General features: G+C 69.7%; 20 protein-coding genes. 11 read left to right on the top strand and 9 right to left on the bottom strand.

Annotated elements, in window-relative coordinates:
- The 3 genes from SCI24_RS13275 to ahcY all read left to right on the top strand — a co-directional run.
- Positions 1-476: methionine adenosyltransferase domain-containing protein (locus SCI24_RS13275; RefSeq protein ID WP_318725833.1), on the top strand; the 476-nt coding region annotated here is incomplete at its 5' end.
- 93 nt (positions 477-569) lie between these two features.
- Positions 570-2,252, top strand: a complete 1,683-nt coding sequence (gene ligB, locus SCI24_RS13280; protein ID WP_318725834.1) for an NAD-dependent DNA ligase LigB — start codon at positions 570-572, stop codon at positions 2,250-2,252.
- 84 nt (positions 2,253-2,336) lie between these two features.
- Positions 2,337-3,746, top strand: coding sequence for an adenosylhomocysteinase (ahcY, locus tag SCI24_RS13285; protein WP_318725835.1), 1,410 nt, complete (start codon positions 2,337-2,339; stop codon positions 3,744-3,746).
- Here the strand turns inward: ahcY and SCI24_RS13290 are convergent, their stop codons facing one another.
- Positions 3,747-4,685, bottom strand: coding sequence for an AEC family transporter (locus SCI24_RS13290; RefSeq protein ID WP_318725836.1), 939 nt, complete (start codon positions 4,683-4,685; stop codon positions 3,747-3,749). It lies immediately after the preceding gene.
- A gap of 140 nt (positions 4,686-4,825) precedes the next feature.
- Between SCI24_RS13290 and metF the strand changes: the two genes are divergently transcribed.
- The gene (gene metF / locus SCI24_RS13295) at positions 4,826-5,674 is read left to right on the top strand and encodes a methylenetetrahydrofolate reductase [NAD(P)H] (protein ID WP_318725837.1); all 849 of its coding nucleotides are present in this window, start codon (positions 4,826-4,828) and stop codon (positions 5,672-5,674) included.
- A gap of 72 nt (positions 5,675-5,746) precedes the next feature.
- On the opposite strand, the gene SCI24_RS13300 is transcribed toward metF, so the two are convergent.
- The 5 genes from SCI24_RS13300 to prlC all read right to left on the bottom strand — a co-directional run bounded on the left by SCI24_RS13300 (position 5,747) and on the right by prlC (position 13,383).
- Positions 5,747-7,933 carry a TRAP transporter permease gene (locus SCI24_RS13300; RefSeq protein ID WP_318725838.1) on the bottom strand — a complete coding sequence of 729 codons (2,187 nt, stop codon included), beginning with the start codon at positions 7,931-7,933 and terminating at the stop codon, positions 5,747-5,749.
- A gap of 94 nt (positions 7,934-8,027) precedes the next feature.
- Positions 8,028-9,014: a TAXI family TRAP transporter solute-binding subunit gene (locus SCI24_RS13305; RefSeq protein ID WP_318725839.1), complete on the bottom strand. Its 987-nt coding sequence runs from the start codon at positions 9,012-9,014 to the stop codon at positions 8,028-8,030.
- Positions 9,015-9,323: 309 nt separating this feature from the next.
- Positions 9,324-11,036: a Na/Pi symporter gene (locus tag SCI24_RS13310; RefSeq protein ID WP_318725840.1), complete on the bottom strand. Its 1,713-nt coding sequence runs from the start codon at positions 11,034-11,036 to the stop codon at positions 9,324-9,326.
- Positions 11,037-11,041: 5 nt separating this feature from the next.
- Entirely contained in the window at positions 11,042-11,287 is a 246-nt protein-coding gene (locus tag SCI24_RS13315) for a YheV family putative zinc ribbon protein (protein WP_133634724.1), read from the bottom strand.
- 47 nt (positions 11,288-11,334) lie between these two features.
- A complete protein-coding gene (gene prlC / locus SCI24_RS13320) occupies positions 11,335-13,383 on the bottom strand; it encodes an oligopeptidase A (RefSeq protein WP_318725841.1) in 2,049 nt (682 codons plus the stop codon).
- A 104-nt stretch (positions 13,384-13,487) separates the two neighbouring features.
- Here prlC and SCI24_RS13325 point away from each other — a divergent pair, with 104 nt between their 5' ends.
- The 3 genes from SCI24_RS13325 to SCI24_RS13335 all read left to right on the top strand — a co-directional run bounded on the left by SCI24_RS13325 (position 13,488) and on the right by SCI24_RS13335 (position 16,143).
- A complete protein-coding gene (locus tag SCI24_RS13325; RefSeq protein WP_318725842.1) occupies positions 13,488-14,828 on the top strand; it encodes a sodium-dependent transporter in 1,341 nt (446 codons plus the stop codon).
- 13 nt (positions 14,829-14,841) lie between these two features.
- The gene (locus SCI24_RS13330) at positions 14,842-15,384 is read left to right on the top strand and encodes a gamma carbonic anhydrase family protein (protein ID WP_318725843.1); all 543 of its coding nucleotides are present in this window, start codon (positions 14,842-14,844) and stop codon (positions 15,382-15,384) included.
- 87 nt (positions 15,385-15,471) lie between these two features.
- The gene (locus SCI24_RS13335; protein ID WP_318725844.1) at positions 15,472-16,143 is read left to right on the top strand and encodes a metal-dependent hydrolase; all 672 of its coding nucleotides are present in this window, start codon (positions 15,472-15,474) and stop codon (positions 16,141-16,143) included.
- Here SCI24_RS13335 and SCI24_RS13340 read toward each other — a convergent pair.
- Genes SCI24_RS13340 through SCI24_RS13350 form a run of 3 tightly spaced genes read right to left on the bottom strand, consistent with a single transcriptional unit; the run spans position 16,119 to position 20,185 of the window.
- On the bottom strand, positions 16,119-17,501 hold the full coding sequence (locus SCI24_RS13340) for a sigma-54 dependent transcriptional regulator (RefSeq protein ID WP_318725845.1): 1,383 nt from the start codon (positions 17,499-17,501) through the stop codon (positions 16,119-16,121). The genes SCI24_RS13335 and SCI24_RS13340 overlap by 25 nt on opposite strands.
- Positions 17,494-19,398 carry a sensor histidine kinase gene (locus SCI24_RS13345; protein ID WP_412929746.1) on the bottom strand — a complete coding sequence of 635 codons (1,905 nt, stop codon included), beginning with the start codon at positions 19,396-19,398 and terminating at the stop codon, positions 17,494-17,496. The genes SCI24_RS13340 and SCI24_RS13345 overlap by 8 nt, the downstream gene beginning before the upstream one ends.
- A 13-nt stretch (positions 19,399-19,411) precedes the next feature.
- Positions 19,412-20,185, bottom strand: coding sequence for a GntR family transcriptional regulator (locus tag SCI24_RS13350; protein ID WP_106229354.1), 774 nt, complete (start codon positions 20,183-20,185; stop codon positions 19,412-19,414).
- Between the two features lie 332 nt (positions 20,186-20,517).
- Between SCI24_RS13350 and SCI24_RS13355 the strand changes: the two genes are divergently transcribed.
- From SCI24_RS13355 to SCI24_RS13370, 4 genes are read left to right on the top strand one after another with little or no spacing between them, the layout of a single operon-like run.
- The gene (locus SCI24_RS13355; RefSeq protein ID WP_318725847.1) at positions 20,518-21,273 is read left to right on the top strand and encodes a (Fe-S)-binding protein; all 756 of its coding nucleotides are present in this window, start codon (positions 20,518-20,520) and stop codon (positions 21,271-21,273) included.
- On the top strand, positions 21,270-22,742 hold the full coding sequence (locus tag SCI24_RS13360) for a LutB/LldF family L-lactate oxidation iron-sulfur protein (protein ID WP_318725848.1): 1,473 nt from the start codon (positions 21,270-21,272) through the stop codon (positions 22,740-22,742). The genes SCI24_RS13355 and SCI24_RS13360 overlap by 4 nt, the downstream gene beginning before the upstream one ends.
- The gene (locus SCI24_RS13365) at positions 22,742-23,419 is read left to right on the top strand and encodes a lactate utilization protein C (RefSeq protein ID WP_318725849.1); all 678 of its coding nucleotides are present in this window, start codon (positions 22,742-22,744) and stop codon (positions 23,417-23,419) included. The genes SCI24_RS13360 and SCI24_RS13365 overlap by 1 nt, the downstream gene beginning before the upstream one ends.
- Positions 23,416-26,262 (top strand): FAD-binding and (Fe-S)-binding domain-containing protein, encoded by a 2,847-nt coding sequence (locus SCI24_RS13370; RefSeq protein ID WP_412929743.1) that lies wholly within the window; start codon positions 23,416-23,418, stop codon positions 26,260-26,262. Before SCI24_RS13365 ends, SCI24_RS13370 begins: the two co-directional genes overlap by 4 nt.
- Positions 26,263-26,385: the final 123 nt, after the last annotated feature.

A 26,385-nucleotide genomic window follows, 5' to 3' on the forward strand; every position in this document is an offset into this window, starting at 1 on the left:
TCATCGTCGATACCTATGGCGGCACCGCCCGCCACGGCGGCGGCGCCTTCTCCGGCAAGGACCCCTCCAAGGTCGACCGCAGCGCCGCCTATGCCGGCCGCTACGTGGCCAAGAACCTGGTCGCCGCGGGACTCGCCGACAAGTGCGAGATCCAGGTCTCCTACGCCATCGGCGTGGCCGAGCCCACCTCGGTCTCGGTCAACACCTTCGGTACCGGCCGGGTGGACGACGCCCGCATCATCGAGCTGGTGCGCGAGCACTTCGACCTGCGGCCCAATGCCATCACCCGCATGCTCGACCTGCTGCATCCCATGTACCAGCTGACTGCGGCCTACGGCCACTTCGGTCGCGAGCCCTTCGAGACCAGCTACACCTGGACCGACACCCAGGGCCAGGCGCACACCGAGACCTTCACGGCCTTCCCCTGGGAGAAGACCGACCGCGCCCACGCCCTGCGCCAGGCCGCCGGGCTGTAGGAGATCGCCTACAGGCGATGACGGGCCCCGCTGGCAGCGCCAGGCGGGGCCCGTTGCTATGGTCAGGGCAGTCCTTGCGAGGGAGCTGCCCTGATGTCCCGTCCCCTGGCCGGCTGGCTGCTGGCCCTCTCCATTGCGCTCTTCTCCTCCCCGGCCGTGGCCTGTCCCGACTGGAGCGTCGAGCGCGCCGAGCGCGAGCTCGCCGCCCTGGCCGAGCGGCTGGCCGGGTGGGATGAGGCCTATTACCGCCGCGGCGAGTCAGCGGTCTCCGATGGCATCTATGACCAGGCCCGGGTCCGGCTCGCGGCCTGGCAGCGCTGCTTCCCCGGGGTGGACGCGGGTGGCGCGCCCGACGACGCGCGACCGGCCGGCCCGGTGCCCCATCCCGTGGTACAGACCGGGCTCGCCAAGCTCGAGGGCGAGGCCGCGGTGCGCCGCTGGCTGGCGCGTCGCGACGACGTCTGGGTGCAGCCCAAGGTGGATGGCGTGGCGGTGACCCTGTCCTACGAGCGGGGGCGCCTGGTGCGGGCGATCAGCCGAGGAGACGGGCGCCATGGCCAGGACTGGACGGCGGCGGCACGCCGTATTCCGGCGATCCCCGTGCGGCTGCCGGAGGCGGTCGACGCGACCCTGCAGGGCGAGCTTCACCTGCGCCTGGGGGATCACGTCCAGGCCGAGGCGGGCACCGCCGGGGCGCGCAGCGCAGTGGCCGGGCTGCTGGCCCGCGAGGCGCTGGAGGCCGAGGCGGCAGGTCGCATCGGCCTCTTCGTCTGGGACTGGCCGGATGGCCCGGCGGCGATGGAGAAGCGACTCGAGGCGCTCGAGCGCCTGGGCTTCGACGAGGCCGCCGCCCTGACCCGGCCGGTGGCGACCCTGGTTGATGTGGCACGCTGGCGAGAGCGCTGGTACCGCGGCCCGCTGCCCTTCGCCACCGACGGGGTGGTGCTGCGACAGGGTAATCGCCCGCCCGGCACGGCGTGGCGGGCCGAGCCACCGGGCTGGGCCGCGGCCTGGAAGCACCCGCCCCGTGAGGCGCTCGCCGAGGTGCGCGGCGTCGAGTTTCGCATTGGCCGTACCGGGCGCATCACCCCGCTGCTGCACCTGCATCCCGTCGCGCTGGAGGGCAGGACGATTCGCCGGGTCGGCCTGGGCTCGCTGGCGCGCTGGCGGGGGCTCGACATCCGCCCCGGCGACCAGGTGGTGATCGCCCTGGCCGGCCTGACGATTCCCCGGCTGGAGCGCGTGGCCTGGCGAGCCGCCGAGCGTCCGGCAATCGCCCCACCCGCGGCGACGGACTACCACGAACTGAGCTGCCTCCGGCCGCGGCCGGGCTGCCGGGCGCAGTTCCTCGAGCGCCTGGCCTGGCTGGGTGGGCCGCAGGGGCTCGACCTGCCCGGCGTGGGGCCGGGCACCTGGCAGGCCCTGGTCGAGGCGGGGCTGGTCACGGGCCTGCTCGACTGGCTGTCGCTGGACGAGCGGGCATTGCGCCGCGCCCACGGCATCGGCGAGGTGCGTGCCGGCACCCTGGTGGCCACCTTCGAGGCCACGCGGACGTCAGCCTTTGCCCGCTGGCTGCAGGCGCTGGGGGCCCCGCCCGGCGTCGAGGCCGCCCTGCCGGCGGACTGGGCGACCCTGAGCGGCCATGGCCATCGCGACTGGCAGGCGTTGCCCGGGGTGGGCGCCGGTCGCGCCACGGCGCTGGTCGACTTCTTCGCCCATCCCGAGGTGCGGGTCCTGGCGCGGCGGCTGGGCGAGGCCGGCATCGATGGCTTCTAGGCGTGCGCCTGCGTTGGTTGTCCGGGGTTGGGCTCACTGCCTATAGTGAGGGTCACGCGTTTCGTCCCGAAGAGGTGTCGCTCGATGAACCACCCCGCCGTTTCCGCCCCCGTGGCCACCGACTGCAAGGTCGCCGACCTCTCCCTCGCCGACTGGGGGCGTCGCGAGATCCGCATCGCCGAGACCGAGATGCCGGCGCTGATGACGATCCGCGACAAGTACCGCGGCGAGCAGCCGCTGGCCGGCGCGCGTATCGCCGGCTGCATCCACATGACCATCCAGACCGCGGTGCTGATCGAGACCCTGGTGGACCTGGGGGCCACGGTGCGCTGGTCGTCCTGCAACATCTTCTCCACCCAGGACCACGCCGCGGCCGCCATCGCTGCCGCCGGCATCCCGGTGTTCGCCTGGAAGGGCGAGAGCGAGGAGGAGTTCTGGTGGTGCATCGAGCAGACCGTGGAGGGCCCCGATGGCTGGACCCCCAACCTGGTGCTGGATGATGGCGGCGACCTGACGGCGCTGCTCCACGAGAAGCGCCCCGAGCTGCTGGATGCCATCCACGGCATCAGTGAAGAGACCACCACCGGGGTGCATCGCCTGCAGGAGATGCTGCGCGACGGCCAGCTGAAGGTGCCGGCGATCAACGTCAACGATGCCGTCACCAAGTCGAAGAACGACAACAAGTACGGCTGCCGCCACTCGCTCAACGATGCCATCAAGCGCGCCACCGACCACCTGCTGGCCGGCAAGCAGGCGCTGGTGGTGGGCTATGGCGACGTGGGCAAGGGCTCGGCCGCCTCGCTGCGCCAGGAGGGCATGATCGTGCGCATCGTGGAGATCGACCCGATCTGCGCCATGCAGGCCTGCATGGACGGCTATGAGGTGGTCTCGCCCTACCGGGAGGGCATCAACCGGGGCCTGGAAAGCATCGACCGCGACCTGCTCTCGCGGATCGACCTGGTGGTGACCGCCACCGGCAACATCCACGCCTGCGACGCCGCTATGCTCCAGGCGCTCAAGCCCGGTGCGGTGGTCTGCAACATCGGCCACTTCGACAGCGAGATCGATACCGCCTACATGCGTCGCCACTGGCACTGGGAGGAGGTGAAGCCCCAGGTGCACCAGATCTACCGCGACAGCAAGCCGGGGAAGTTCGACCCCGACAGCCGCGACTACCTGATCCTGCTCTCCGAGGGCCGCCTGGTGAACCTGGGCAACGCCACCGGCCACCCCTCCCGGGTGATGGATGGCTCCTTCGCCAATCAGGTGCTGGCACAGATCCACCTCTTCGATGGCCGCTTCGCCGAGCTGCCCGAGGGCGACCGGCGTGACGCCCTCGGCGTGACGGTGCTGCCGCGCCACCTCGACGAGGAGGTGGCCCGTTACATGGTGCAGGGCTTCGGCGGGGTGGTCACCCGCATGACCGAGGAGCAGGCCGGCTATACCGGCGTCGCCGTCGACGGCCCCTACAAGCCCGACGCCTATCGCTACTGATCACGAGAGCCCGGCGAGCCGCATCATCAGCGTCAGGTAGAGCGGGATCAGCAGCGGCGCGGCGAGGGTGGTGATCAGCACCGCCAGGGCGCCCTTCTCCGGGGCGATGCCGAGCTCCATGGCCACCACCACCACGTTGGCGGCCATGGGCACCACGCCGATCAGCAGCAGCGCCAGGGCGAGCTCCCCCGACAGCGGGAAGAGCGCCTGCAGGCCCAGCACCGCGGCGAGCGACAGCAGCGGCCAGAGGCCATAGCGGATCGCCACGCAGGCGCCAATGAAGCGCAGGTCGAACTCCCGCACGCTGACCCGCCCCAGGGTCATGCCGATGATCATCATGCCGAGCAGGGTGTAGGTCGCCGGGAAGGCGGCCAGCCCCTGCATCACCGCGTCCGGCACCCCGAGGCCCAGGCCGCTCACCAGCAGGGCGGCGAGGAAGGCGTAGACCAGCGGCAGCCGGGCGATCTTGGCCAGGCTCTGGCGCACCGAGAACTGCCCCCGGGCGCTCAAGTAGAAGCCCACCGTGAACTCGTAGAGCGTCACCCCCAGCACGCAGAATAGGTAGAGCGTCACCCCCTGGGGCGGCAGCAGCACCAGGGCCACCGGCAGGCCGAAGTAGCCGGTGTTGCCGGTGCCGGAGGAGAAGGCCAGCAGGGCGCTCTCCTGGGGGGCGAAGGCGCTTCTCCCCAGCCGGTGGACGACCACGGCGACCAGGCTGGCCAGGGCGAAGAGCGTCGCGGTGAGCAGCAGGTAGCCGGGGGTGGGCCCGCCCTGGACCAGGCCGCGGAAGAAGGTCAGCGGGGCGACCAGGTAGATCAGCAGGGTGGCGACGGGGCGCGGGTCCACCGCCAGCCGGCGGGCGGCCAGCCAGCCCAGGCCGATATAGGCGAGCAGGGTCCAGAGCGGGCCCATCAGGGTGCCGGGATCGATCGGGGTCATGTCCTTCCCTGGGTCATGGCAGCCCTGGGACCGCCTCTGCATGAACAGGATTGATGCAGCCTCGCGTATCTTTCATTGGTCGGCAGCCAGGCCAGCCGTCAGAATAGCCGCAATATGCATCATTTTCATGAGGTAAGCCGATGAGCACGCAGGAACACCCGCTGGGGATCAGCTTCGAGTTCTTCCCGCCCAATACCGACGCCGGGCGGGAGAAGCTGGTCGGCGTCCGCGACGCCCTGGCCAGCCGCGCGCCGCGCTTCTTCTCGGTCACCTATGGTGCCGGCGGCTCCACCCAGGACCGCACCCTGGCCACCGTGCGGATGGTGCGCGAGTCGGGCTTCACCACCGCGCCGCACCTCTCCTGCATCGGCAGCGACAAGGGCGCGCTGCGCGAGCTGCTCGCGCGCTACCGGGAGGAGGGCATCGACAGCCTGGTGGCCCTGCGCGGTGACCTGCCCTCCGGCATGGGCGGGGGTGGCATCGGCCAGCTGCGCTACGCCAACGAGCTGGTCGAGTTCATTCGCGAGGAGACCGGCGACCACTTCGAGATCGCCGTGGCCGCCTACCCCGAGTCCCATCCCCAGGCGGCGAACCTCGAACAGGACCTGGCCAACTTCGCCCGCAAGATGAAGGCCGGGGCCGACATTGCCATCACCCAGTACTTCTTCAGCGCCGAGTCCTACTTCCACTTCGTCGACCGGGCGCGTGCCCTGGGCGTCGAGGGGCCCATCGTGCCCGGCATCATGCCCATCACCAACTACACCAAGCTGGCGCGCTTCTCGGACGCCTGCGGCGCCGAGATCCCGCGCTGGATCCGCAAGCAGCTCGAGAGCTATGGCGACGACAGCGAGGCCATCGGTGCCTTCGGCGAGGAGGTGGTGTCGCGGCTCTGCCAGCGGCTGCTCGACGGCGGGGCCCCGGGCCTGCACTTCTATACCTTGAACCAGGCGACCCCCTGCCTGCGCATTCTCGACAACATCACCGGCTGACACTCCCCCCCGCCGCAACGCAACGGGCCCCGCCATTGGCGGGGCCCGTTGCGTAACAGGGGCGTCTCCTGGTCAGCCGGCAGTGACGGCCTTGCCCCCGCCGCCGTGGCGGCCACGCTGCATCAGGAACATCAGCGCGCCGATGGCGAGGCCCGCGACGTCGGAATAGATGCCGCCGTAGATCATGCACAGCGCCCCGAGCAGCATCACCAGACGCTGCCAGGCCTTGACCGGCCCGAAGAACCAGGCCTGGACGGTGGCCGCCAGCAGCACGATGCCCAGGGTGGCGGTCACGCCCACGCGCAGGATCTGCATCCAGGAGCCTTCCATCAGCATCGCCGGGCTGTAGAAGAACATGAAGGGCACGATGAAGGCCGCCAGGCCGATCTTGAACGAGGCCACCGAGGTGCCCATGGCGTTGTCGCCGGAGATCCCCGCCGCCGCATAGGAGGCCAGGGCCACCGGCGGGGTGATCGCCGAGACCACCGCGAAGTAGAACACGAAGAAGTGTGCCACCAGCGGCTGGATGCCGATGTTGATCAGGCCCGGGGCGACCACCGAGGCGGCTACCGCATAGGCCGCGGTCGTCGGCATGCCCATGCCGAGCAGGATCGAGATGCACATGGCGAAGAACAGCGCCAGCAGCTGGCTGACGCCGGCCAGGCCGAGCAGCAGCGAGGAGAAGCGCGCACCGACCCCGGTCAGCGAGATCACCCCGACGATCAGGCCGGCGCAGGCGCACACGGCGATGATCTGGATGGCCATGGTGCCGGCCAGCTGCAGGGCCCTGAGGATGGCGGGGATGCCCATCTTGTGGGGCGAGAACCAGCTCACCACGGCGGCCGAGGCGGTGGCCAGGGTGCCGGCGCGGATCACCGAGTAGCCCATGAACAGCGCGGCGATGAGGATGATGATCGGCGCGAAGAGGTAGACCTGCTTGACCAGCTTGGAGAACAGCGGGATCTCGTCCTTGCGCATGCCGCGCATGCCCTTGCGGGCCGCCTCGAAGTCCACCATGCAGTAGATCGAGAGGAAGTAGAGGATGGCGGGGATCAGCGCCGCCACGGCGATCTCGGTATAGGGGATGCCGGTGATCTCGGCCATGATGAAGGCCCCCGCGCCCATGATCGGCGGCATGATCTGCCCGCCGGTGGAGGCGGCCGCCTCGATGGCCCCGGCGCTGCGGCCCGGGTAGCCCACCTTCTTCATCAGCGGGATGGTCAGCGAGCCGGTGGAGACCACGTTGCCGGCGCTGGTGCCGTTGATCATGCCCATCAGGCCCGAGGCGAAGATCGACACCTTGGCGGGGCCGCCACGGGCGCGGCCGGCCGCGGCGAAGGCGAAGTTGACGAAGTAGTCGCCCACCTTCGAGGCCTGCAGGAAGGCGGCGAAGATGATGAACAGGATGATGTAGGTCGAGGAGACCGCGGTGGTCGGCCCGAGGATGCCGGCGTCGGTGTAGACCTGGCTGAAGAAGCGGCCTACCGAGAGCCCGGGATAGCCGAGGAAGCCCGGCAGGTAGGGGCCGGCGAAGACGTAGACCAGGAAGATGGCGGAGATCGCCACCAGCGCCAGGCCGGCGACGCGGCGGGTCAGCTCGAGGATCAGCAGCGAGCCGGCGATGGCCGCGTAGGAGATGCCCATGGGCGCGAAGGAGGTGCCGGTGGAGGCGCGCAGCGGGCTGTTGTACATCACCAGCAGGTAGCCGGCCACGGCCAGGGCGCAGACCATCAGTACCATATCGGCCGGCGAGAGGCGTTCGCGGAACTGGCGATAGCTCCAGGAGAGCAGGATGCCGGTGACCGTGGCGAGGATCAGCGGATAGCCGAAGTGCCAGGCCTCGATCTCGGGAGCGATGCGCATGGCCCCCCCGCTCATCGCCTGGTTCATCATCACCACACGCACCAGAGCGTAGAGGGCGGGGATGAGCATGGCGTAGCTCACCCAGGCGAGCCAGGCGGGAGAGCGGCGCTGGTCCTCGTCGGCGAAGCGGGTGCCGGCATAGAGGCCGAAGCCGAGAATCAGGGCACCGGCGATGTGCACGATGCGAAACGACCAGGTCTCCAGCGGATAGACGTTCAGGGAGATCAGGTGGAAGCTGGAGTAGGCGATGGCCAGGGCGCCGAAGAGCAGCCACTGCCAGCCGGTATAGAGCCGCCGATTGGACTCCACGGCGGCCTCGTCGACGCCCTCGGCGTTGACGGTCTCGACGATGTCGTCGCTTGACGCCTCGTCACGGGGTTCGGGGGTATGGGACATGGGGGCACCCTTGGGGGGATGGCGGAGGAGCACAGGAACTGCCCCGCACCGCCTTGTCGTGGCGCGGTGCGGGGCAGTCGGTCAGGTCAACGGCTTACAGCTTCAGGTCGTCCGGGATCTCGTAGCCGTTCTCCTCGTACCAGCGCACGGCACCCGGGTGGAACGGCAGTACCTTGTTGTACTTGATGTTCTCCGGGATGCTGGTCGCGGCGCTGCGGTGGACGTCGCGCATGCGGTCGTTGTTCTCCAGGCTCAGCTTGGTGACCTCGTAGACGAAGTCCTCCGGCAGGTCACAGCCGGCGATGGTGAAGTTCCACATGGAGACGGCGCGGGCATCCTCCTCGAGGGTCTCGTAGGTGCTGGCCGGGATCTGGAACTCGGAGACCGGGAACTCCTCCAGCACCTTGGCCTGCTCCTCCTCGGTGAACTCGATGATGTTGACGTCGGTCTGCACCTCGAGCTGGCTGACGGCGGGGATCGGGATACCGGCGGCGAAGGCGATGACGTCGATCAGGCCATCCTGCAACTGGCCGCCCAGGTCGGACCAGCCACCGTTGCGGCGGTCGAACTCCACGCCCAGGGTCTCGAGCATGGCCGGGAAGTAGGTGTCGGAGGTGGAGGCCGCCGGGCCGAAGCCGATGCGGGCACCCTCCGGGATGTCGGAAATCGACTCGATGCCGCTGCCTTCGAGTGCGGTGATCGAGAAGGGCGTCTCGTACATCGGGAAGAGGGCGCAGACGTTGTCCATGGGCACGCCCGGGGCGAGCGGGCTCTCGCCGGCCAGGGCCTCGGCGGCCGGGCCCATGGTGGTCAGGCCCAGGGCGACGTCGCCACTATGGACCAGCGCCATGTTCTGGGTCGGTCCGCCGGTGACCTCACCGCCGCCGGAGAGGCCGAGCTCGTCGGCGATCAGGTTGGCCCAGCCGGAGCCGTAGACGAAGTAGGTGCCGCCCTGGCTGGCGGTGCCCACCGTGAAGCTCTCGGGCCAGTCGCTGCGGTCCGACTGGGCCGAGGCCGAGGCGGCGACCAGCAGGGAGCCGGCGAGGGTGCCGGCGAGAATCCGTGAGGTTGCGTTGCGCATGGCGTGTCTCCTGTGTGCGGTTGTGCTCTTGTCATCTGCCCGGGTCGTCTTGCCCCGGGGCTGCATGCCCACACCCAGTATGGTCACCGCTGGCGGCACCTGCCGTGAGCCAGGCCGGGGTGGCATCAACGCCCATTACACAGCAATCGACATGCCTGAATATCGGGGGTTTTGATATTTCAGTATCTTATGGAAGAGTCGTTCGACTTTTGTCGAAGCGACCTTGGCGGGGTGGGGCCGGGATTCCGCACGGCACGGACCGCGCGATGTGCGGATTTCCGCACAGGGCGTGGTGCCCGGTTGCCTCGTTCAGGCGTCGTCAGGCAAGGTCAGGGCGGCCGTCAGGCGGCTGGCCTGGTGGAGGTCGTTCATCAGCGAGGAGGCGAGCCAGGGATCCAGGCGGTGCTGTCGCAACCGCTCGGCCAGCTCGTGCTGCCAGTGGCGACGCACCTCCTCCAGGGGCGCCTCGATGTCACGGGCGCCGGGGTCGTTGGCCAGGCGATTCAGGCCCTCGGCGAGGGCCATGCGCAGGTCGTCGTGGGCCTCGCGCAGGGGGCTCGCCGGTGCGGCATGGCGCAGCAGGCTGCGCTGCAGCACCTCGCCGAAGCGCACCGCCTCGACCAGCCGCAGGGTGCGGGCATAGAGGGCCTCCAGGCGGGCCTCCTGGGCCGCGGTGAGGGGCGTGTCGATGCGCGAGTAGAAGTCGAGGATCTCCGCCATCAGCGGCTTGATCTGCTCGTGGTAGCGCACGTTCACCAGCGGCCACTGCTCGGGGACGATCGGCGCCTCGATCACGGCCCGGTCGGGGGGATGGCCGATCGCCTCGGCGCTGGGCACCAGGATGGCCGAGGCGAGCAGGTGGTAGGTGCGCCGGTCGAGTCGCCGGCACTCCTGCTCGATGGCCGCCAGCGCCGTGTCGGCATGCTGCAGGGCGTTGGTCTCCAGGTAGCGCGCCTGGGCCGGGGGGACCCTGGCCGGCTCGGGAAGGAGCCGCTCCAGGCCACTGGCCAGCCGCGGGATCCAGGGCAGCATCAGCAGGATGCCCAGGCCGTTGAAGAGGGTATGGAAGAGCGCCAGCTTGAGCGGCCAGGCGCTGGCGGCCAGGCCCATCAGCGCGGCGAGTCGGTCCACCAGCCCGGCCAGCGGCAGCAGCAGGGTAAGGGCCACGGCCGCCGTGACCAGGTTGAAGATCACGTGGGCCCCGGCCAGCCTTCGGCCGGCCGTGCTGGCGCCGAAGGCCCCGATCACCGCGGTCACGGTGGTGCCGACGTTGGCGCCGATGGCGATGGCCAGGGCCGGCAGGTAGGGCAGCTGGCCGGAGGCCAGCGCGGTGAGGGTGATCAGCAGGGTGGCGTGGCTGGACTGCATGACCACGGTGGCCATGACGCCGAAGAGCACCAGCAGCGGCCAGTGCCAGAGGTGCTCGCCGGCCAGGCCGTCGAGGGAGAGGCCATCCTGCCAGCTCTCGAAGCCCAGCTTCATGAAGTCGATGCCCAGCAGCAGCAGGCCCATGCCGAGCAGCAGGCCGGCGATGCCGGCGCGACTGCCCTGCAGCAGCCGGGAGCCCAGCAGCCCCAGGGCCAGCAGCGGCATCGCGTACTGGGCGAGGTCGGCCTTGAGGCCGAAGCCGGCGATCAGCCAGGCGCCGGTGGTGGTGCCGAGGTTGGCGCCGAAGAGCAGGGCGATGGCAGCGGGCAGGGCCACCAGGCCGGCGCCGACGAAGGACATGGCGAGCAGGGTCACCAGCGAGCTGGACTGGACCAGCGCGGTCGCCAGGGCACCCACGGCGATGGCACGCGAGGTGCCGCGGGTGGCGGCATGCAGCCAGCGGTCCAGGGTGCCACCGGAGAGGCGCTTGATGGCCTCCTCCAGATGGGTCATGCCCCACAGGAAGAGCCCCAGGCCGGCGGCCAGGGTGGCCAGGTCGAGTCGCGCCACCAGCAGCGCCGCCGCCGCCGCGAGCCCGAGCAGCTCGAGCAGCCGGCGCTGCGGCAGCAGGACGGTGGCCGTTCCCTGGCCCATGGGTGTCAGTGCCCTTTCGGGTCGAGGATCTTCACGGTCTGCAGGTCGCTGCGCGCCTGCTCCTCGCGCTCGCGATTGACGCGGGTCTCGAGCTCCGGCAGGGCCTCGTCCTCGATGGGCAGCTGCTCGAAGAAGTCACAGCTGACGCAGTCACGATAGCGGATGCCGTTCTGCTCCCAGCTGCGTATGCGGTCCATCTCGGCACAGCGCGGGCAGATGGCGCCGGCGATAAAGCGTTTGGTTACGGTCATGTCGTCTCCACGATGGGCCGCCGGCTGGTCCCGGCGGCAAAACCTTCTCAGGCGGCACGGATGCCGCTGTGGCGCAGCAGCGGCTCGACGCTGGGCTCGCGGCCGCGGAAGGCGCGGAACAGCTCGGCGGCGTCGCGGGAGCCGCCGCGCTCGAGGATCTCGGTGCGGAAGCGCCGGCCGGTCTCGGGATCGAAGATACCGGCTTCCTCGAAGGCGCTCCAGGCGTCCGCGGAGAGCACCTCGGCCCACTTGTAGCTGTAGTAGCCCGCCGCATAGCCGCCGGCGAAGATGTGGCCGAAGCCGTTCTGGAAGCGGTTGAAGTCGGCCCGCGGGACCACGGCGACGGCATCGCGCACCGCATCGAGCAGCGCCTGGATGTCGGCGGCGCTCGGGGCCGCGAGCTCGCGGTGCAGGCGGAAGTCGAACAGCGAGAACTCCAGTTGGCGCACCATGCCCATGGCGGACTGGAAGTTCTTGGCCGAAAGCAGCCGCTCGAAGAGCGCCTCGGGCAGCGGCTCGCCGGTCTCCACGTGGCCGGCGATCAGGTCGAGCCCCTCGCGCTCCCAGCAGAAGTTCTCCATGAACTGGCTGGGGAGCTCCACCGCGTCCCAGGCCACGCCGTTGATCCCCGAGATGTCGGCGACGGTCTGGCGGGTCAGCATGTGGTGCAGGCCGTGGCCGAACTCGTGGAAGAGGGTGGTGACCTCGTCGTGGGTCAGCAGGGCCGGGGCGTCTCCCACCGGGCGGGTGAAGTTGCAGGTCAGGTAGGCCACCGGCAGCTGCACCGCGTCGCCCTCGAGGCGGCGGACCCGGCACTCGTCCATCCAGGCGCCGCCGCGCTTGCCCTCGCGGGCATAGAGGTCGAGGTAGAAGCCGGCGATGGGGGCGCCGTGCTCGAGGATGCGGAAGTAGCGCACGTCGGGGTGGTAGCGCGGGGCCGTCTCGTCCTCTGCGAAGGTCACGCCGTAGAGGCGCTCGACCACCCGGAACAGGCCGTCGACCACCTGCGGGGCGGGGAAGTAGGGACGCAGCTGCTCATCGGAGATGGCGTAGCGCGCCTCGCGCAGCTTCTCGCTGGCGAAGCCCACGTCCCAGGGCGCCAGGGCCTCCATGCCCAGCTCGTCGCGGGCGTAGTCCGCGAGCTCCGCATACTCCTCGCGGGCCTGGGGGACGGCGCGGGCGGCGAGGTCCTCGAGGAAGGTGACCACCTGGTCGGGTGACTCGGCCATCTTGGTGGAGAGCGAGTAGTCGGCGTAGTCGCTGAAGCCCAGCAGCTTGGCCAGCTCGTGGCGCAGCGCGAGGATCTCCTCCATCACCGGGGCGTTGTCGTACTCGCCGGCGTTGGGGCCCTGGTCGGAGGCCCGGGTGACGAAGGCGGTGTAGACCTCGCGACGCAGCTCGCGGTCCTCGGCGTAGGTCATCACCGGGAAGAAGCTGGGGAAGTCCAGGGTGATGCGGTAGCCGGCCAGCCCCTTGGCCTCGGCATTGGCCCGCAGGCTGGCCAGGGCGCTCTCGGGCAGGCCGGCGAGGCGGGCCTCGTCGGCGAGGTCCAGGTGCCAGGCCTGGGTGGCGTCCAGCAGCTGGTTGGAGAAGGTGTTGGAGAGCTCGGAGAGCCGTGACTTGATCTCGCCGTAGCGCCGCTTCTTCTCGGCGGGCAGGTCCACGCCGGCCAGGCGGAAGTCGCGCAGCGCGTTCTCCACGGTGCGCCGCTGGCCCTCGTCGAGGGCCTCCCAGGCGGGGCCGTCACGCAGCGCCTGCCAGGCCCGGAAGAGCCCCTCGTGCTGGCCGATCCAGGTGCTGTAGTCGGAGAGCTTGCCCAGGCAGGCCTGGTAGGCCTCGCGCAGCTCGGGGTTGTTCATGGTGCCGTTGAGGTGCGAGACCGGCGACCAGGCCCGCGCCAGGCGGTCGTTGAGCGCCTCCAGCGGGGCGGCCAGGCTCTCCCAGCTCGGGGCGGTCGTGTCGGCGCGTGCCACGAGTTTCTCGATGGCCGTGCGGTTTTCCGCCAGCAGCTCCTCGATGGCCGGCACCACGTGCTCGGGCCGGATGGCATCGAAGGGGGGTAGTTCGTGGGGTTCGAGCAGCGGATTGCGGGACATGCACACCTCGGGTCGGGAGTGGGGAACGGCTCTTAGATGCGGGCGGCCGCGGCGGGTTTCAATGTGCTAGGCTTGCGCCCTTTTCAGGCTCGCGGAGTGGACCCATGAACGAGACGCTGGAGCGCTGGGGCACCCGGCGCGCCTTCATCCTGGCAGTGACCGGGGCGGCGGTGGGGCTGGGCAACATCTGGCGCTTCCCCTACATCACCGGGGAGAACGGCGGCGCCGCCTTCCTGCTGCTCTACGTGGCCTTCGTGCTGCTGCTGGGGCTGCCGGTGATGATGGCCGAGATCCTGGTCGGCCGCGCCGGGCGCCGCAGTCCCATGCAGTCGCTGGGCCACCTGGCCGGCCAGGCGGGGGCGAGCCCCCACTGGCGCTGGCTGGGCCTGTTCGGCGCCTTCACGGTGTTCTGCATCCTCTCCTTCTACTCGGTGGTCTCGGGCTGGTCCATCGAATTCCTGGTGGCCGCGGTCAACGGTGACTTCGTGGGGCGCAGCGCGGCGGAGATCGGCGCCGGCTTCGATGCCTTCCTCGCCGATCCCGGGCGCATGACCTTCAACCACACCCTCTTCCTGGTGATGACCATGCTGGTGGTCGCCGCCGGGGTGGCCAAGGGGCTGGAGAAGCTCAACAACCTGTTGATGCCGATGCTCTACCTGCTGCTGCTGGTGCTGGCGGGCTACGCCGCCACCACCGAGGGCTTCGGTCCGGCGCTGGCCTGGCTGTTCCTGCCCGACCTCTCGGCGGTGACGCCCATGGTGATGCTGCAGGCCATGGGCCACGCCTTCTTCACCCTGGCGGTGGGCGCCTGTGCGCTGATGGCCTATGGCGCCTACATGCCCGACCACCAGAGCCTGCCCCGGGCCGCCGCCTCGGTGGCGGTGCTCGATGTGACGGTGGCCCTGCTGGCCGGCATCGCCATCTTCTCGGTGGTGTTTGCCCAGGGCATGGATCCCGGCGAGGGGCCGGGGCTGATGTTCGTCACCCTGCCGGTGGCCTTCGCCGAGCTTCCCGGGGGGCCGCTGTGGCTCTCGCTGTTCTTCCTGCTGCTGCTGCTGGCCACCTGGACCTCCTCGATCAACCTGGCCGAGCCCATGGTCGCCACCCTGCAGGGCTGGGGCCTGCGGCGCGGGCCGGCGGCGGCCGTGGTGGGGCTGGCGGTCTGGGGGCTGGGGATGCTCTCGGTGCTCTCCTTCTCGAGCCTGGCCGAGACCCGGGTGCTGTTCGGCATGAACCCCTTCGAGCTGGTCAGCACCATTCCGCCGGAGATCTTCCTGCCGCTGGGCGGGCTCTTGATCGCCATCTTCGCCGCCTGGGTGATGCCCGAGGAGACCACCCTGCGGGCGCTGGATGCCGGCCCCAACGGCTTTCGTGCCTGGCGCGCCCTGGTGCGCTGGGTGTCGATCCCGCTGACGCTGGTAGTATTGTTGGCCGGACTGATCTGAGACGAGGTGTGCAATGAGCGAGGCAACGAGCCTGCGACCCTGGAAGGGACAGACGCCGCAGCTGGGCGCGCGGGTCTATATCGACCCGGCCTGCATGGTGCTGGGTGACGTGGTGCTGGGCGACGACTGCTCGGTGTGGCCCATGGCGGTGATCCGCGGCGACATGCACCGCATCCGCATCGGCGCGCGCACCAGCGTGCAGGACGGCAGCGTGCTGCACATCACCCATGCCAGCGACTTCAACCCCGATGGCTTCCCGCTGACCATCGGCGAGGAGGTGACCATCGGCCACAAGGCGATCCTCCATGGTTGCACCCTGGGCAACCGCATCCTGGTGGGCATGGGGGCCATCGTCATGGATGGCGCGGTGGTCGAGGACGAGGTGATCATCGCCGCCGGTGCCGTGGTGACCCCGGGCAAGCGCCTGGAGAGTGGCCATGTCTACGCCGGCAACCCGGCCAGGGCGCTGCGCCCGCTCAAGGAGGCCGAGCGGGCCTTCTTCCCCTATACCGCCGGCAACTACGTCAGGCTGAAGGACGAGTACCTGGCCGGCTGAGCCTGTCGCCAATTGGCAACTGATTGTTTTTTCTGGCCATGCTGCGCATAATCTGGGTTTTCATCCAGTATTCTCGAGTCTCTGCACATGGCCGATTTTCGTACCCACCTCGGCGTCGCCGTGGCCGGTGGCTCGCTGCTTGGCCTGGGCGCCTGGCAGGCCACCCCGCTGTCCGCCACCGACGCCGCTTCCCTGGCCATCCTGACCGCTTTCGGCGGGATCCTGCCGGATGTCGATGCCGACAACTCCCATGCGATCCGCCTGATCTTCACCCTGCTCGCCGTGCTGTCGGTGGTGGTGGGGGCCCTGCTGCTGCAGGGATGGCTCGGCCCGGGGGGACTCATCGTCGCCTGTGGCGGCCTGTATGTCGGCGTGCGCTATGTGCTGAGCGCCGTGTTCAAGCGCTTCTCGGTGCATCGGGGGATCTGGCATTCGCTGCTGGCATCGCTGCTGTGCGGGCTGGCGACCACGGTGGCCAGCTACCAGTGGCTCCTGCAGGAGGCCTGGATGGCCTGGGCCCAGGGGCTGGCGCTGGTGCTGGGTACGCTGATCCACCTGCTGCTCGATGAGCTCTACAGCGTCGACCTGGTGGGGACGCGCATCAAGCGCTCCTTCGGTACGGCGCTCAAGCTGTTCGACTATCGCCAGCCGGGCAACTCCCTGGTGATGCTGGTGGCGGCGGCCAGCCTGGCCCCCTGGTTGCCCCCCTGGGGGGCGCTGCGCGAGCTGCTCCGTCAGGGCGCCTCGCTCTGGCGGTAGTCATCGGCCTTGAGGCCGTACTTCCTGAGCTTGTCATAGAGGGTCTTGCGCGGCAGGCCGAGCTGCTCGCAGGCCTCACTGACGCGGCCGCGGTGGCGGGCCAGGGCCTGGTCGATCAGGCTCTTCTCGAACAGCTCCACCTGCTGGGGCAGGGCCAGGTCGCCGCTGTCGCTGCCCACCCCCTCGAGCAGGGCGTCCAGGCGGTAGTCGCAGGTGGCGCCGAGCAGCACGTAGCGCTCGGCCAGGTTGCGCAGCTCGCGCACGTTGCCCGGCCAGTCGTGGGCGAGCAGCGCCGAGATGCCGGCGGCATCCAGTGGCGGCGCCTCCAGGCCACTGCGGTTGGCGGCGACCACGGCGAAGTGCTGGAACAGCAGCGGGATGTCCTCGCGCCGCTCGCGCAGCGGGGGAATCGGCAGGGTGACCACCTCGAGCCGGTAGTAGAGGTCCTCGCGGAAGCGTCCCGCCTCGGCCGCGGCCTTGAGGTCGACCTTGGTGGCCGCGATCACGCGCAGGTCCAGGGGCACCGGCACGTTGGCCCCGAGGCGCTCGATGGAGCGCTCCTGCAGCACCCGCAGCAGCTTGACCTGCAGCGACAGCGGCATCGACTCGATCTCGTCGAGGAACACCGTGCCGCCCTGGGCATGCTCGAACTTGCCGATGCGCCGCTCCACGGCCCCGGTGAAGGCCCCCTTCTCGTGGCCGAACAGCTCCGACTCGATGATGCTCTCGGGGACGGCGCCACAGTTGATGGCCACGAAGGGGTGGCCGCCGCGGCGGCTGCGTTCGTGGATCGCCCGCGCCACCAGGTCCTTGCCGGCCCCGGTCTCGCCGAACAGCAGCACGTCGGTCTCCACCTGGCTGATGCGCTGGACCATGGAAGCGAGGCGCTGGATGGCCGGGGTCCGCCCCACCAGGCGCGGGCCCGGTGCCGACTGCTGGGCCTCGAGTTCGGCCTTGAGCTCGCGGTTCTCGAGGCTCAGCCGGCGCTTGTCGATACCGCGGCGCACCATCTCCACCAGGCGCTCGCCGGCGAAGGGCTTCTCCAGGAAGTCCCAGGCGCCCTCGCGCATCGCCTCCACGGCGGTGGAGATGTCGCCATGGCCGGTGATCAGGATCACCGGCAGGTCGGGGTCGCGGCCGCGCACCTCGCGCAGCAGGGTCATGCCGTCCATGCCGGGCATGCGGATGTCGCTGACGATCACCCCGGGGAAGTCCGGCGTCAGGGCCGCCAGGGCGGCCTCGGCGCTCTCGAAGGCGCGGGGCTCGTACCCCGCCAGTTCCAGGGTCTGGCCGGCGGTGATGCGCAGGTGCACCTCGTCGTCGATGATCATCACCGGAAGGGTCGCCGGCTCATGCATGGGTGTCGTGCTCCTCGGGCCTGGTGTCGCCGGTCGCCTCGGGATCGGGGTCGCGGGGCAGGGTAATGGTGAAGCGGGCGCCGCCGCCAGGGGCGTTGTCCGCGGCCAGCCGGCCGCCCAGGTCGTCGATGATGCGCGCCGAGATCGACAGTCCCAGGCCCAGGCCGCTGCCCGGCGACTTGGTGGTGAAGAAGGGCTCGAAGATCCGCCCCAGGTGCGCCTCGGCGATGCCGGGACCGTTGTCGATGACGCGGATCCGTACCTCCTCGCCGTGGGGCTCGATGCCCAGCTGCAGACGCGGCGCCTCGGTCCGGGCCATGGCCTGCAGGGCGTTGCCGATCAGGTTGACCAGCACCTGTTCCAGGCGCACCAGATCGGCGCGCACCCAGGCCTCCTGCGCAGGCCAGTCGCGCTCGACGGTGACCCCGGCATCGCGCAGCCGCGACTGGAAGAGCCGCAGGGCGTAGCCGAAGCAGGCGGGGACCGAGACGCTGGTGGGCCTGTCGCCACTCTTGCGCGAGAACTGGCGCAGCTGGGCACTGATCTCGGCCATGCGCTCGGTGAGCTCGATGATCTGCGCCAGGTTGTCGCTCGCCGCTTCGGTGCGGCTGCGAGCCAGAAACTCGGAGGCATTCTCGGCATAGGCGCGGATCGCGGCAAGCGGCTGGTTCAGCTCGTGGTTGATCCCGGCGGCGAGCTGGCCGAGCACGGCGAGCTTGGCGGCCTGCACCAGCTCGTCGCGGGTCTGGCGCAGCCGCTCCTCGGCGCGGCGGCGCTCCTCGATCTCGCCGGAGAGGCGCCGGTTGGTCTCGACCAGGTCGCGGGTGCGGCGCTGCACGTTGAGCTCAAGCTCGTCCCGGACCCGGGCCAGGGTACGCCGCTCCCGCTCGGCGAACTGCTCGCGCTCGCGGCGCAGCCGCAGGCGCTGCCAGCCGATGCCGCCGGCCAGGACCACCACGCCGTAGAGGCCGCCGGCGAGCAGGGCGGCGAGCCACTGGGCCTGAATCACCGGCGCCAGCGACTTGAGGATATGCATCTCCCAGCCGAATGCCGGCATGGGACGCGACAGGCCCAGGTAGTCTTCCCCGGCCAGCGGGCCCCGCCGGAAGCCGACCCGCTGGCCGTGCTCGCCCGGGGTGTCGGTGATCTCGATGCCGGCGGGGGCTAGGGGTTCATCGGCGTAGCGGCGGGTCTCCAGCAGTGCCTCCCGCTCGTCGCCGGAGAGCGGCTGCAGGGCCCGCATGCGCAGCTCCGGGCGGCTGGCCATGAAGATGATGTCGTCCTCGTCGGTGACCAGCAGCTCGGCATCCTGTTCCGCCCAGCTCGCCTCCAGGGTGTCGAGCAGCACCTTCACCACCATGACGCCATCGGGGCTGGCATCCGGTGCGGTGTCGTCCAGCCACACCGGGGCCGAGAAGTAGTAGCCGCGCTCCCGGGACTGCACGCCGAGGCCATAGAAGCGCCCCGCGTGACCGGCGATGGCCTCCTGGAAGTAGCTTCGGAAGGCGTAGTTCTGGCCGATGAAGGTGTTGGGGCGATGCCAGTTGCTGGCGGCCAGGGTGTCGCCGTGGCGGTCGATGAGGTAGATGTCGGAGACGCCGGCGGTGGCCCTGAAGCGGTCCAGCAGCCGGTTGAGCGGCATGGGGTCCTGGCTCTGCGGGGAGGCCAGGAAGCGCCTGACCATCTCCCGTGAGGCGAGCAGGCCGGGGAGGTAGTCGTAGCGAGAGAGGTGGCCGACCAGGCTCGCCGCCGAGAGGCGCAGCTCGTTCTCGGCGTCCTGGCGAAGCCCCTGCAGGGCCTGGTCGCGGGCCAGCAGGGCGGCCTGCCACATGGCGACCACCAGCCCGAGGGGCACCAGCAGCCAGAGCAGCTGGCGGGCCCGGCGGCGGGACAGCATCGGCATGGCGGCCTCAGCGCGAGGTCGCGGGCATGACCTGGGCGCGGCGCAGGGCACGCTGGGCCCGGGTCTCGGCGCGCTCGACCTCGAGCAGCCCCTCCTCCACGAAGACCAGGTGCTCGTGGGCGCGGGTGCGGGCGTCCTCGGCCCGGCCCTCGAGGATGGCATCGAGCAGGGCGCGGTGCTGCTGCATCAGCAGGGGGCGCGACTCGGGCTTCTCGAACAGGTGGGCCAGGTTGTCGACGATGCTCTTCTCCAGCAGGTGGAAGATGCCGCGGATGGTATGCAGCAGCAGCACGTTGTGGGCCGACTCGGCGATGGCCATGTGGAAGGCCGCGTCGGCGCGGGCCTCGAGCGCCGGGTCACGCCCCTTGAAGCAGGCCTCGAGCTCCTCGAAGCGCTTGATCAGCAGCGCCTTGTCGGTGGGCGTGGAGCGCAGGGCCGCATAGTAGGCGGAGATGCCCTCCATGGCATCGCGGAACTCGAGCAGGTCGAGGTGGAACTCCCCGTGGCGGGAGAGCATCTCCAGCAGCGGGTCGCTGTAACCGCTGTTGAGTTCCTCGCTGATGAAGGTACCGCCGCCCTGGCGGCTGGTCAGCAGGCCGCGGGCCGACAGCTTCTGGATGGCCTCGCGCAGCGAGGGACGCGAGACGCCGAAGCGCTCGGCCAGTTCTCGCTCCGGCGGCAGGCGCTGTCCGGGCTTCAGGCTGCCCTCGAGGATCAGCGCCTCGAGGCGTTCGGTGATGACGTCGGCGAGGCGAGGCTGTCGGACGGGCTGATAGGCCATGGTGGTGGCTCCGGAACACGTGGCGAAAGTCGGCATGGTATCGCCATCAAATTGGTATTACCAAACACCGCATCAACGGCGTGCTTTCCCTGCGTCAGGCTGCCTGAATTTCTCCTGTTACATCAGCATGTTGGGAGAAGCGTTGAAGTCGATAGACTAAAGTATAGGCGGGCGAGGCTGGGAAGCGGGCGTCGTGCGTTTGACACTGCAGGCTCCGCCTCCTAATGTGCGGCAACGTTTTTGTGTCAATTGGTTTTACCAATTTTCCGTAGCCCGAATCAACGACTTCAGCGCAACGCTGCCGAGCCCCTGCGCTGTCCAGGATCCTGCCCATGACGCCAGTCAAGCTCTATCCGCCGAAGCCGGAGAAGGTCTACTTCTTCGGGACCTGCCTCGTCGACCTCTTCTACCCGGAAGCCGGGCTGGACGGTATCCGCCTGCTCGAGCGCGAGGGCATCGAGGTGCTCTTTCCCGAGGACCAGACCTGCTGCGGGCAGCCGGCCTACACCTCGGGCTACCAGCAGGAGGCCCGGGCAGTGGCGGCGGCCCAGCTCGGCCTCTTCCCCGAGCCCTGGCCGATCGTGGTGCCCTCCGGCTCCTGCGGCGGCATGATGCGCACCCACTACCCCCAGCTCTTTGCCGGCACCGACCTCGACGAGCGGGCGAACGAGGTGGCCGGGCGGGTCCATGAGCTGACCGAGTTCCTGGTCCATGTCTGTCACCTCAAGCTCGAGGATCGCGGCGAACCGGAGAAGGTCGCCATGCATACCTCCTGCAGTGCCCGGCGCGAGATGGGGCTGGCCGAGACCGGCCCAGCCCTGCTCCACCAGCTCGGCCAGGTCGAGCTGGTGGAGCAGGCGCGCGCCGCCGAGTGCTGCGGCTTCGGCGGCACCTTCGCCGTGCGCCATCCCGAGGTCTCCGCCGCCATGGTGGAGGACAAGACCACCGCCATCGCGGAGGCCGGCGCCCAGCGCTTCGTGACTTCCGACTGCGGCTGCATGATGAACATCGGCGGGCGCTTCGAGCAGCAGAAGATGCCGGTCAAGGGCGAGCACATCGCCAGCTACCTGTGGCGGAGGACCTCATGAGCGTTCAGACCCCCGGAGTACAGACCTACAGCCCGCGCGAGTTCCACCGCCAGGCCCACGATGCGCTGGGCAATCCGCAGATCCGCGCCAACTTCCGCAAGGCGATGGATGGCCTGATGACCAAGCGCCGCGACAGTTTCGGCGACTGGGAGCTGGAGACCCTGCGCGAGCTGGGCGCCAACATCCGCCTGCGGGCGCTGGCGAAGCTGCCCGACCTGCTCGAGCAGCTGGAGGCCAACTGCGAGGCCAACGGCATCCGGGTGCACTGGGCCGAGGACGGCGAGCAGGCGTGTCGCATCGTCCGCGAGATCTGCGAGTCCCACGGGGCCCGCTCGGTGATCAAGGGCAAGTCGATGGTCTCCGAGGAGATGCACCTCAACGCTCACCTGGAGGAGGCGGGGATCGAGGCGCTGGAGTCGGACCTCGGCGAGTACCTGGTGCAGCTCAACGAGCAGACCCCCTCGCACATCATCATGCCGGCGATCCATCTGAACACCGATGAGATCTCCGAGATCATGCACGACAAGACCGGCACCGAGCGCACCCGCGACGTCGACTACATGACCGCGGCGGCCAGGCAGCAGCTGCGCGAGCGCTTCATGGCCGCCGACGTGGGGGTTTCCGGGGTCAACTTCGCGGTGGCCGAGACCGGCACCCTCTGCCTGGTGGAGAACGAGGGCAATGGCCGCATGACCACTACGGTGCCGCCGGTACACGTCGCCGTGACCGGCATCGAGAAGGTCGTCGAGCACCTGCGCGACGTGCCGCCCCTCTACGCCCTGCTGACCCGCTCGGCCACCGGCCAGCACGTCACCACCTACTTCAACATGATCAGCTCGCCGCGCAAGGAGGGCGAGCACGACGGGCCGAAGGAGGTCCACCTGGTGCTGGTGGACAGCGGCCGCTCCCGCATCTACCAGGACGACGAGCTGCTCGACACCCTGCGCTGCATCCGCTGCGGCGCCTGCATGAACCACTGCCCCGTCTATACCCGGGTGGGGGGGCATACCTACGGCACCACCTACCCGGGGCCGATCGGCAGCATCCTCTCGCCCCACCTGATGGGCCTCGAGGAGACGAGGGACCTGCCCACGGCGTCGAGCCTGTGCGGCGCCTGTGGCGAGGTGTGCCCGGTGAAGATCCCGATTCCCGACCTGCTGGTGCGCCTGCGCCGGGAGTCGGTGGGCGAGGGGCGTGGCAACGTGCCCGGCGCCGGCGTCAAGCGCAGCCGCAAGGAGGTGGCGGCCTGGAAGGGCTTCCAGTGGCTGGCGACCCACCCCGCCGCCTGGCGCGCCGGTACCTCGGTGGCCGGCAAGCTCAAGGCGCTGATGCCCGCGAAGCTGGGGCCCTGGACCGATTACCGCACCGCGCCCAGGCCGGCCGGTACCACCCTGCATGCCCTGGTCAAGCGCCACCAGGCGAGCAAGAGCCATCAGCCGAACAGCAAAAGCCACGAGGAGGAGCGCTGATGCGTGCCCGCGACGCCATTCTCAAGCGCCTGCGCGAGCGCCTCGACGGCCCCCTGAGCGCGCCGGAGAGCGACTTCGCCGTGGTGACCCATAGGGGCTGGAGCCAGGAAGAGCGCCTGGCACGCTTCGAGCGCTGGATCGCCTCGGTGCACGGCGAGGTGATCCATGCCCCCCGGGATACCTGGACCGAAACCCTGGCGCAGGTGCTCGCCGACAAGGGCGTGCAGCGCCTGGCGCTGGGCAAGCAGCACCCGGTGGCCGCCGAAGCGCGGCGCGCCCTGGCCGATGCCGAGGTGGAGCTGGTCGACGTCGACCGCGATATCGAGGCCTGGCAGCGCGAGCAGTTCGAGAGCGTGGATGCCGGCCTGACCTCCACCCGTGGCGCCATCGCCGAGACCGGCAGCCTGTGGCTGTGGCCCACGCCCGACGAGCCGCGCCTGATCAGCCTGGTGCCGCCGATCCATGTTGCGGTGCTCGACGCCGATACCCTCGAGGACACCTTCTTCGATGTCGTCGAGGCCCACGGCTGGTCCGACGGCATGCCCACCAATGCCCTGCTGATCTCCGGACCCAGCAAGACCGCCGATATCGAGCAGACCCTGGCCTACGGGGTCCACGGGCCCCGTGAACTGGTGGTGCTGGTGCGCCATGCCGGCGCCACGCCGGAGGCAACATGATGGTCGCGGACGGCTGGCGCGAGTTGAAGGCAGCGCTCTCGTCGGTGATCCCCGCCGAGCGGCTGATCGACGACCCGCTGCGTACCCTGGCCTACGGGACCGATGCCAGCTTCTACCGGCTGATTCCGCAGCTGGTGGTCCGCCCGGAGAACGAGGCGGAGCTGCAGCACACCCTGGCGGAGTGCCGGGAGCGCGAGCTGCCGGTGACCTTCCGCGCCGCCGGTACCTCGCTCTCCGGTCAGGCAGTCACGGACTCGGTACTGATCCAGTTCGGCCGCGGCTGGCGGGACCATGCGATCCTCGACGAGGGCCGGGCGATCCGCCTGCAGCCCGGGGTCATCGGGGCCAGGGCGAACCAGCTGCTGGCCCCCTACGGGCGCAAGATCGGCCCCGACCCGGCCTCCATCGCCAGCTGCATGGTCGGTGGCATCGCCGCCAACAATGCCTCGGGGATGTGCTGCGGCACGGCCCAGAACAGCTATCGCACGGTGCGCGACATCCGGGTGATCCTGGCCGACGGCAGCCTGCTCGACACCGCCGACGCCGCGAGCGTCGCCGCCTTCCGGGCCTCCCACGGTGAGCTGCTGGCCGGTCTCGAACGCCTTTCGAGGGAGACGCAAGGCAACGCGGTCCTGGCGGAGAAGATCCGCCACAAGTACCGGCTCAAGAACACCACCGGCTATGCCCTCAACAGCCTGGTCGACTTCAGCGATGGCATCGAGATCCTCAAGCACCTGATGATCGGCTCCGAGGGTACCCTGGGGTTCATCAGCACGATCACCTACGACACCGTGGTCGACGAGCCCCTGAAGGCGGCGGCGCTGGCCTTCTTCCCCGACATGGGCACGACCTGCCGCGCGACCATCGCCCTCAAGCAGGCGCCGGTCTCCGCCGTGGAGCTGATGGACCGGGCAGCGCTGCGCTCGGTGCAGGACCAGCCTGGCATGCCCGCGGTACTGAAGACGCTACCCGAGGGGGCGGCGGCGCTGCTGGTGGACGTGCGCGGCAACGACGAGGCCGAGCTCGAGGCGCGCATGCAGGCGGTGCAGGCGACCCTCGAGGGCATCCAGACCCTGGAGCCGGTCACCTTCACCCGCGACGCCGATACCTATGCCCTCTACTGGAAGATCCGCAAGGGGCTCTTCCCCGCCGTGGGGGCGGTGCGCGAGACCGGTACCACGGTGATCATCGAGGACGTGGCCTTTCCCATCGAGCGTCTCGACGAGGGGGTGCTGGCGCTGACCGACATCTTCCATCGCCACGGCTACCGCGATGCGATCCTCTTCGGGCACGCCCTGGAAGGGAACCTGCACTTCGTCTTTCCCCAGGGCTTCGAGAAGCCCGGCGAAGTGGAGCGCTACCAGGCGCTGATGGACGAGGTGGCGCAGCTGGTCGGCGTGGAGTACGGCGGTTCGCTCAAGGCCGAGCATGGCACCGGACGCAACATGGCGCCCTACGTGGAGCTGGAGTGGGGGCCCGAGGCCTATGCGCTGATGTGGGAGATCAAGGCGCTCTTCGACCCCGGCAACCTGCTCAACCCCGAGGTGATCCTCAGCCGCAACTCGAGGCTGCACCTGGAGAACCTCAAGCCCCTTCCGGCGGCCGACGCCATCGTCGACAAGTGCATCGAGTGCGGTTTCTGCGAGGCGGTTTGCCCCTCGACCGACCTGACGCTCACCCCACGACAGCGCATCGTGATTCGACGCGAGCTGGCCAGGCTCGAGGCGTTGGAGAACCAGGCCAGCGACGCCGACAGGACGCGCATGACGCAGCTCGAACAGGCCTATGTCTATCAGGGCATCGACACCTGTGCGGCCACGGGGCTCTGCGCCACCCAGTGTCCGGTGGGCATCGATACCGGTGAAATGGTGCGTCAGCTGCGTCGCGACCAGTCGCTGGACAAGGCCGCCCTGGCCAGGCGCATCGGCCGACACTTCTCCGGAGCCATGCGTGTGGCGCGGGGCGGTCTGACCGCGGCGGGAGCGGCGCGCGCCGTGCTGGGTGTCAACCTGATGGACAGGCTGAGTACCGGAGCGCGCCGGCTGAGCGGTGATCGCCTGCCCCAGTGGAGTCCGGCCCTGCCCAGGTCGGCGCCGATCCGGGTGCTGGACCATGCGTCGTCGGGGGATGCCTCAAGGGACAAGGTGGTCTACCTGCCCTCCTGTGCCACCCGCATCTTCGGGGCGGACCATGACGATGAGGCCGAGGCACGCTCGGTGATGGAGATCACCCTGGCGCTGCTCGACAAGGCCGGCTTCGAGGTGATCCTGCCGGAGATGATCGGCCACCTCTGCTGTGGCATGGCCTTCAAGTCCAAGGGGCAGTATGAGGAGGCCAACCACAAGGCGCGTGAACTCAACCGCGAATTGCTGGTGGCGAGCCAGAACGGGCGCTATCCGGTGCTCTGCGACACCAGCCCCTGCACCCTGCAGATGCGGGAGCACCTGGATGAGCGACTCGAATTGCTGGAGCCGGTCACCTTCGCCCATGACCACCTGCTGCCCCGGCTCACGGTCACGCCGCTGGACGAGCGGGTCGCCGTGCACGTCACCTGCTCGAGCACTCGCATGGGGCTGGCCGACAAGTTCGTCGTGCTGGCGCGAGCCTGTGCCCGGGAGGTGGTGGTGCCGGCGGAGGTCACCTGCTGCGGCTTCGCCGGGGACAAGGGCTTCACGACCCCGGAGCTGAATGCCTCCGCGCTGGAAGGGCTGGCCGAGCAGGTGAAGGCGTGCAGTGCCGGCTACTCGAACTCGCGCACCTGCGAGATCGGCCTGAGCCAGCACGGCAAGATCCCCTACCGCTCGATTCTCTCGCTGCTCGACCGGGCTAGCGGGACGCCATGACATTTTTCTGCCCGAGGGCCTTGCGCGGCCCCGGGGAAATCCGTAGAGTACGCATCCGCTGCCGGCGACGGGCATACGTTGCAGGCGGTGGAGAGTGGTAGAAGTGCTTGTTTCCATTTGGGT

The organism is Halomonas sp., from assembly GCF_033549285.1.
In the GTDB taxonomy this organism is placed as follows: Bacteria; Pseudomonadota; Gammaproteobacteria; order Pseudomonadales; family Halomonadaceae; genus Halomonas.

Coding starts and splice junctions, on each gene's coding strand:
- ligB (WP_318725834.1), top strand. CDS start 570: ATGTCCCGTCCCCTGGCCGGCTGGCTGCTGGCCCTCTCCATTGCGCTC.
- ahcY (WP_318725835.1), top strand. CDS start 2,337: ATGAACCACCCCGCCGTTTCCGCCCCCGTGGCCACCGACTGCAAGGTC.
- SCI24_RS13290 (WP_318725836.1), bottom strand. CDS start 4,685: ATGACCCCGATCGATCCCGGCACCCTGATGGGCCCGCTCTGGACCCTG.
- metF (WP_318725837.1), top strand. CDS start 4,826: ATGAGCACGCAGGAACACCCGCTGGGGATCAGCTTCGAGTTCTTCCCG.
- SCI24_RS13300 (WP_318725838.1), bottom strand. CDS start 7,933: ATGTCCCATACCCCCGAACCCCGTGACGAGGCGTCAAGCGACGACATC.
- SCI24_RS13305 (WP_318725839.1), bottom strand. CDS start 9,014: ATGCGCAACGCAACCTCACGGATTCTCGCCGGCACCCTCGCCGGCTCC.
- SCI24_RS13310 (WP_318725840.1), bottom strand. CDS start 11,036: ATGGGCCAGGGAACGGCCACCGTCCTGCTGCCGCAGCGCCGGCTGCTC.
- SCI24_RS13315 (WP_133634724.1), bottom strand. CDS start 11,287: ATGACCGTAACCAAACGCTTTATCGCCGGCGCCATCTGCCCGCGCTGT.
- prlC (WP_318725841.1), bottom strand. CDS start 13,383: ATGTCCCGCAATCCGCTGCTCGAACCCCACGAACTACCCCCCTTCGAT.
- SCI24_RS13325 (WP_318725842.1), top strand. CDS start 13,488: ATGAACGAGACGCTGGAGCGCTGGGGCACCCGGCGCGCCTTCATCCTG.
- SCI24_RS13330 (WP_318725843.1), top strand. CDS start 14,842: ATGAGCGAGGCAACGAGCCTGCGACCCTGGAAGGGACAGACGCCGCAG.
- SCI24_RS13335 (WP_318725844.1), top strand. CDS start 15,472: ATGGCCGATTTTCGTACCCACCTCGGCGTCGCCGTGGCCGGTGGCTCG.
- SCI24_RS13340 (WP_318725845.1), bottom strand. CDS start 17,501: ATGCATGAGCCGGCGACCCTTCCGGTGATGATCATCGACGACGAGGTG.
- SCI24_RS13345 (WP_412929746.1), bottom strand. CDS start 19,398: ATGCTGTCCCGCCGCCGGGCCCGCCAGCTGCTCTGGCTGCTGGTGCCC.
- SCI24_RS13350 (WP_106229354.1), bottom strand. CDS start 20,185: ATGGCCTATCAGCCCGTCCGACAGCCTCGCCTCGCCGACGTCATCACC.
- SCI24_RS13355 (WP_318725847.1), top strand. CDS start 20,518: ATGACGCCAGTCAAGCTCTATCCGCCGAAGCCGGAGAAGGTCTACTTC.
- SCI24_RS13360 (WP_318725848.1), top strand. CDS start 21,270: ATGAGCGTTCAGACCCCCGGAGTACAGACCTACAGCCCGCGCGAGTTC.
- SCI24_RS13365 (WP_318725849.1), top strand. CDS start 22,742: ATGCGTGCCCGCGACGCCATTCTCAAGCGCCTGCGCGAGCGCCTCGAC.
- SCI24_RS13370 (WP_412929743.1), top strand. CDS start 23,416: ATGATGGTCGCGGACGGCTGGCGCGAGTTGAAGGCAGCGCTCTCGTCG.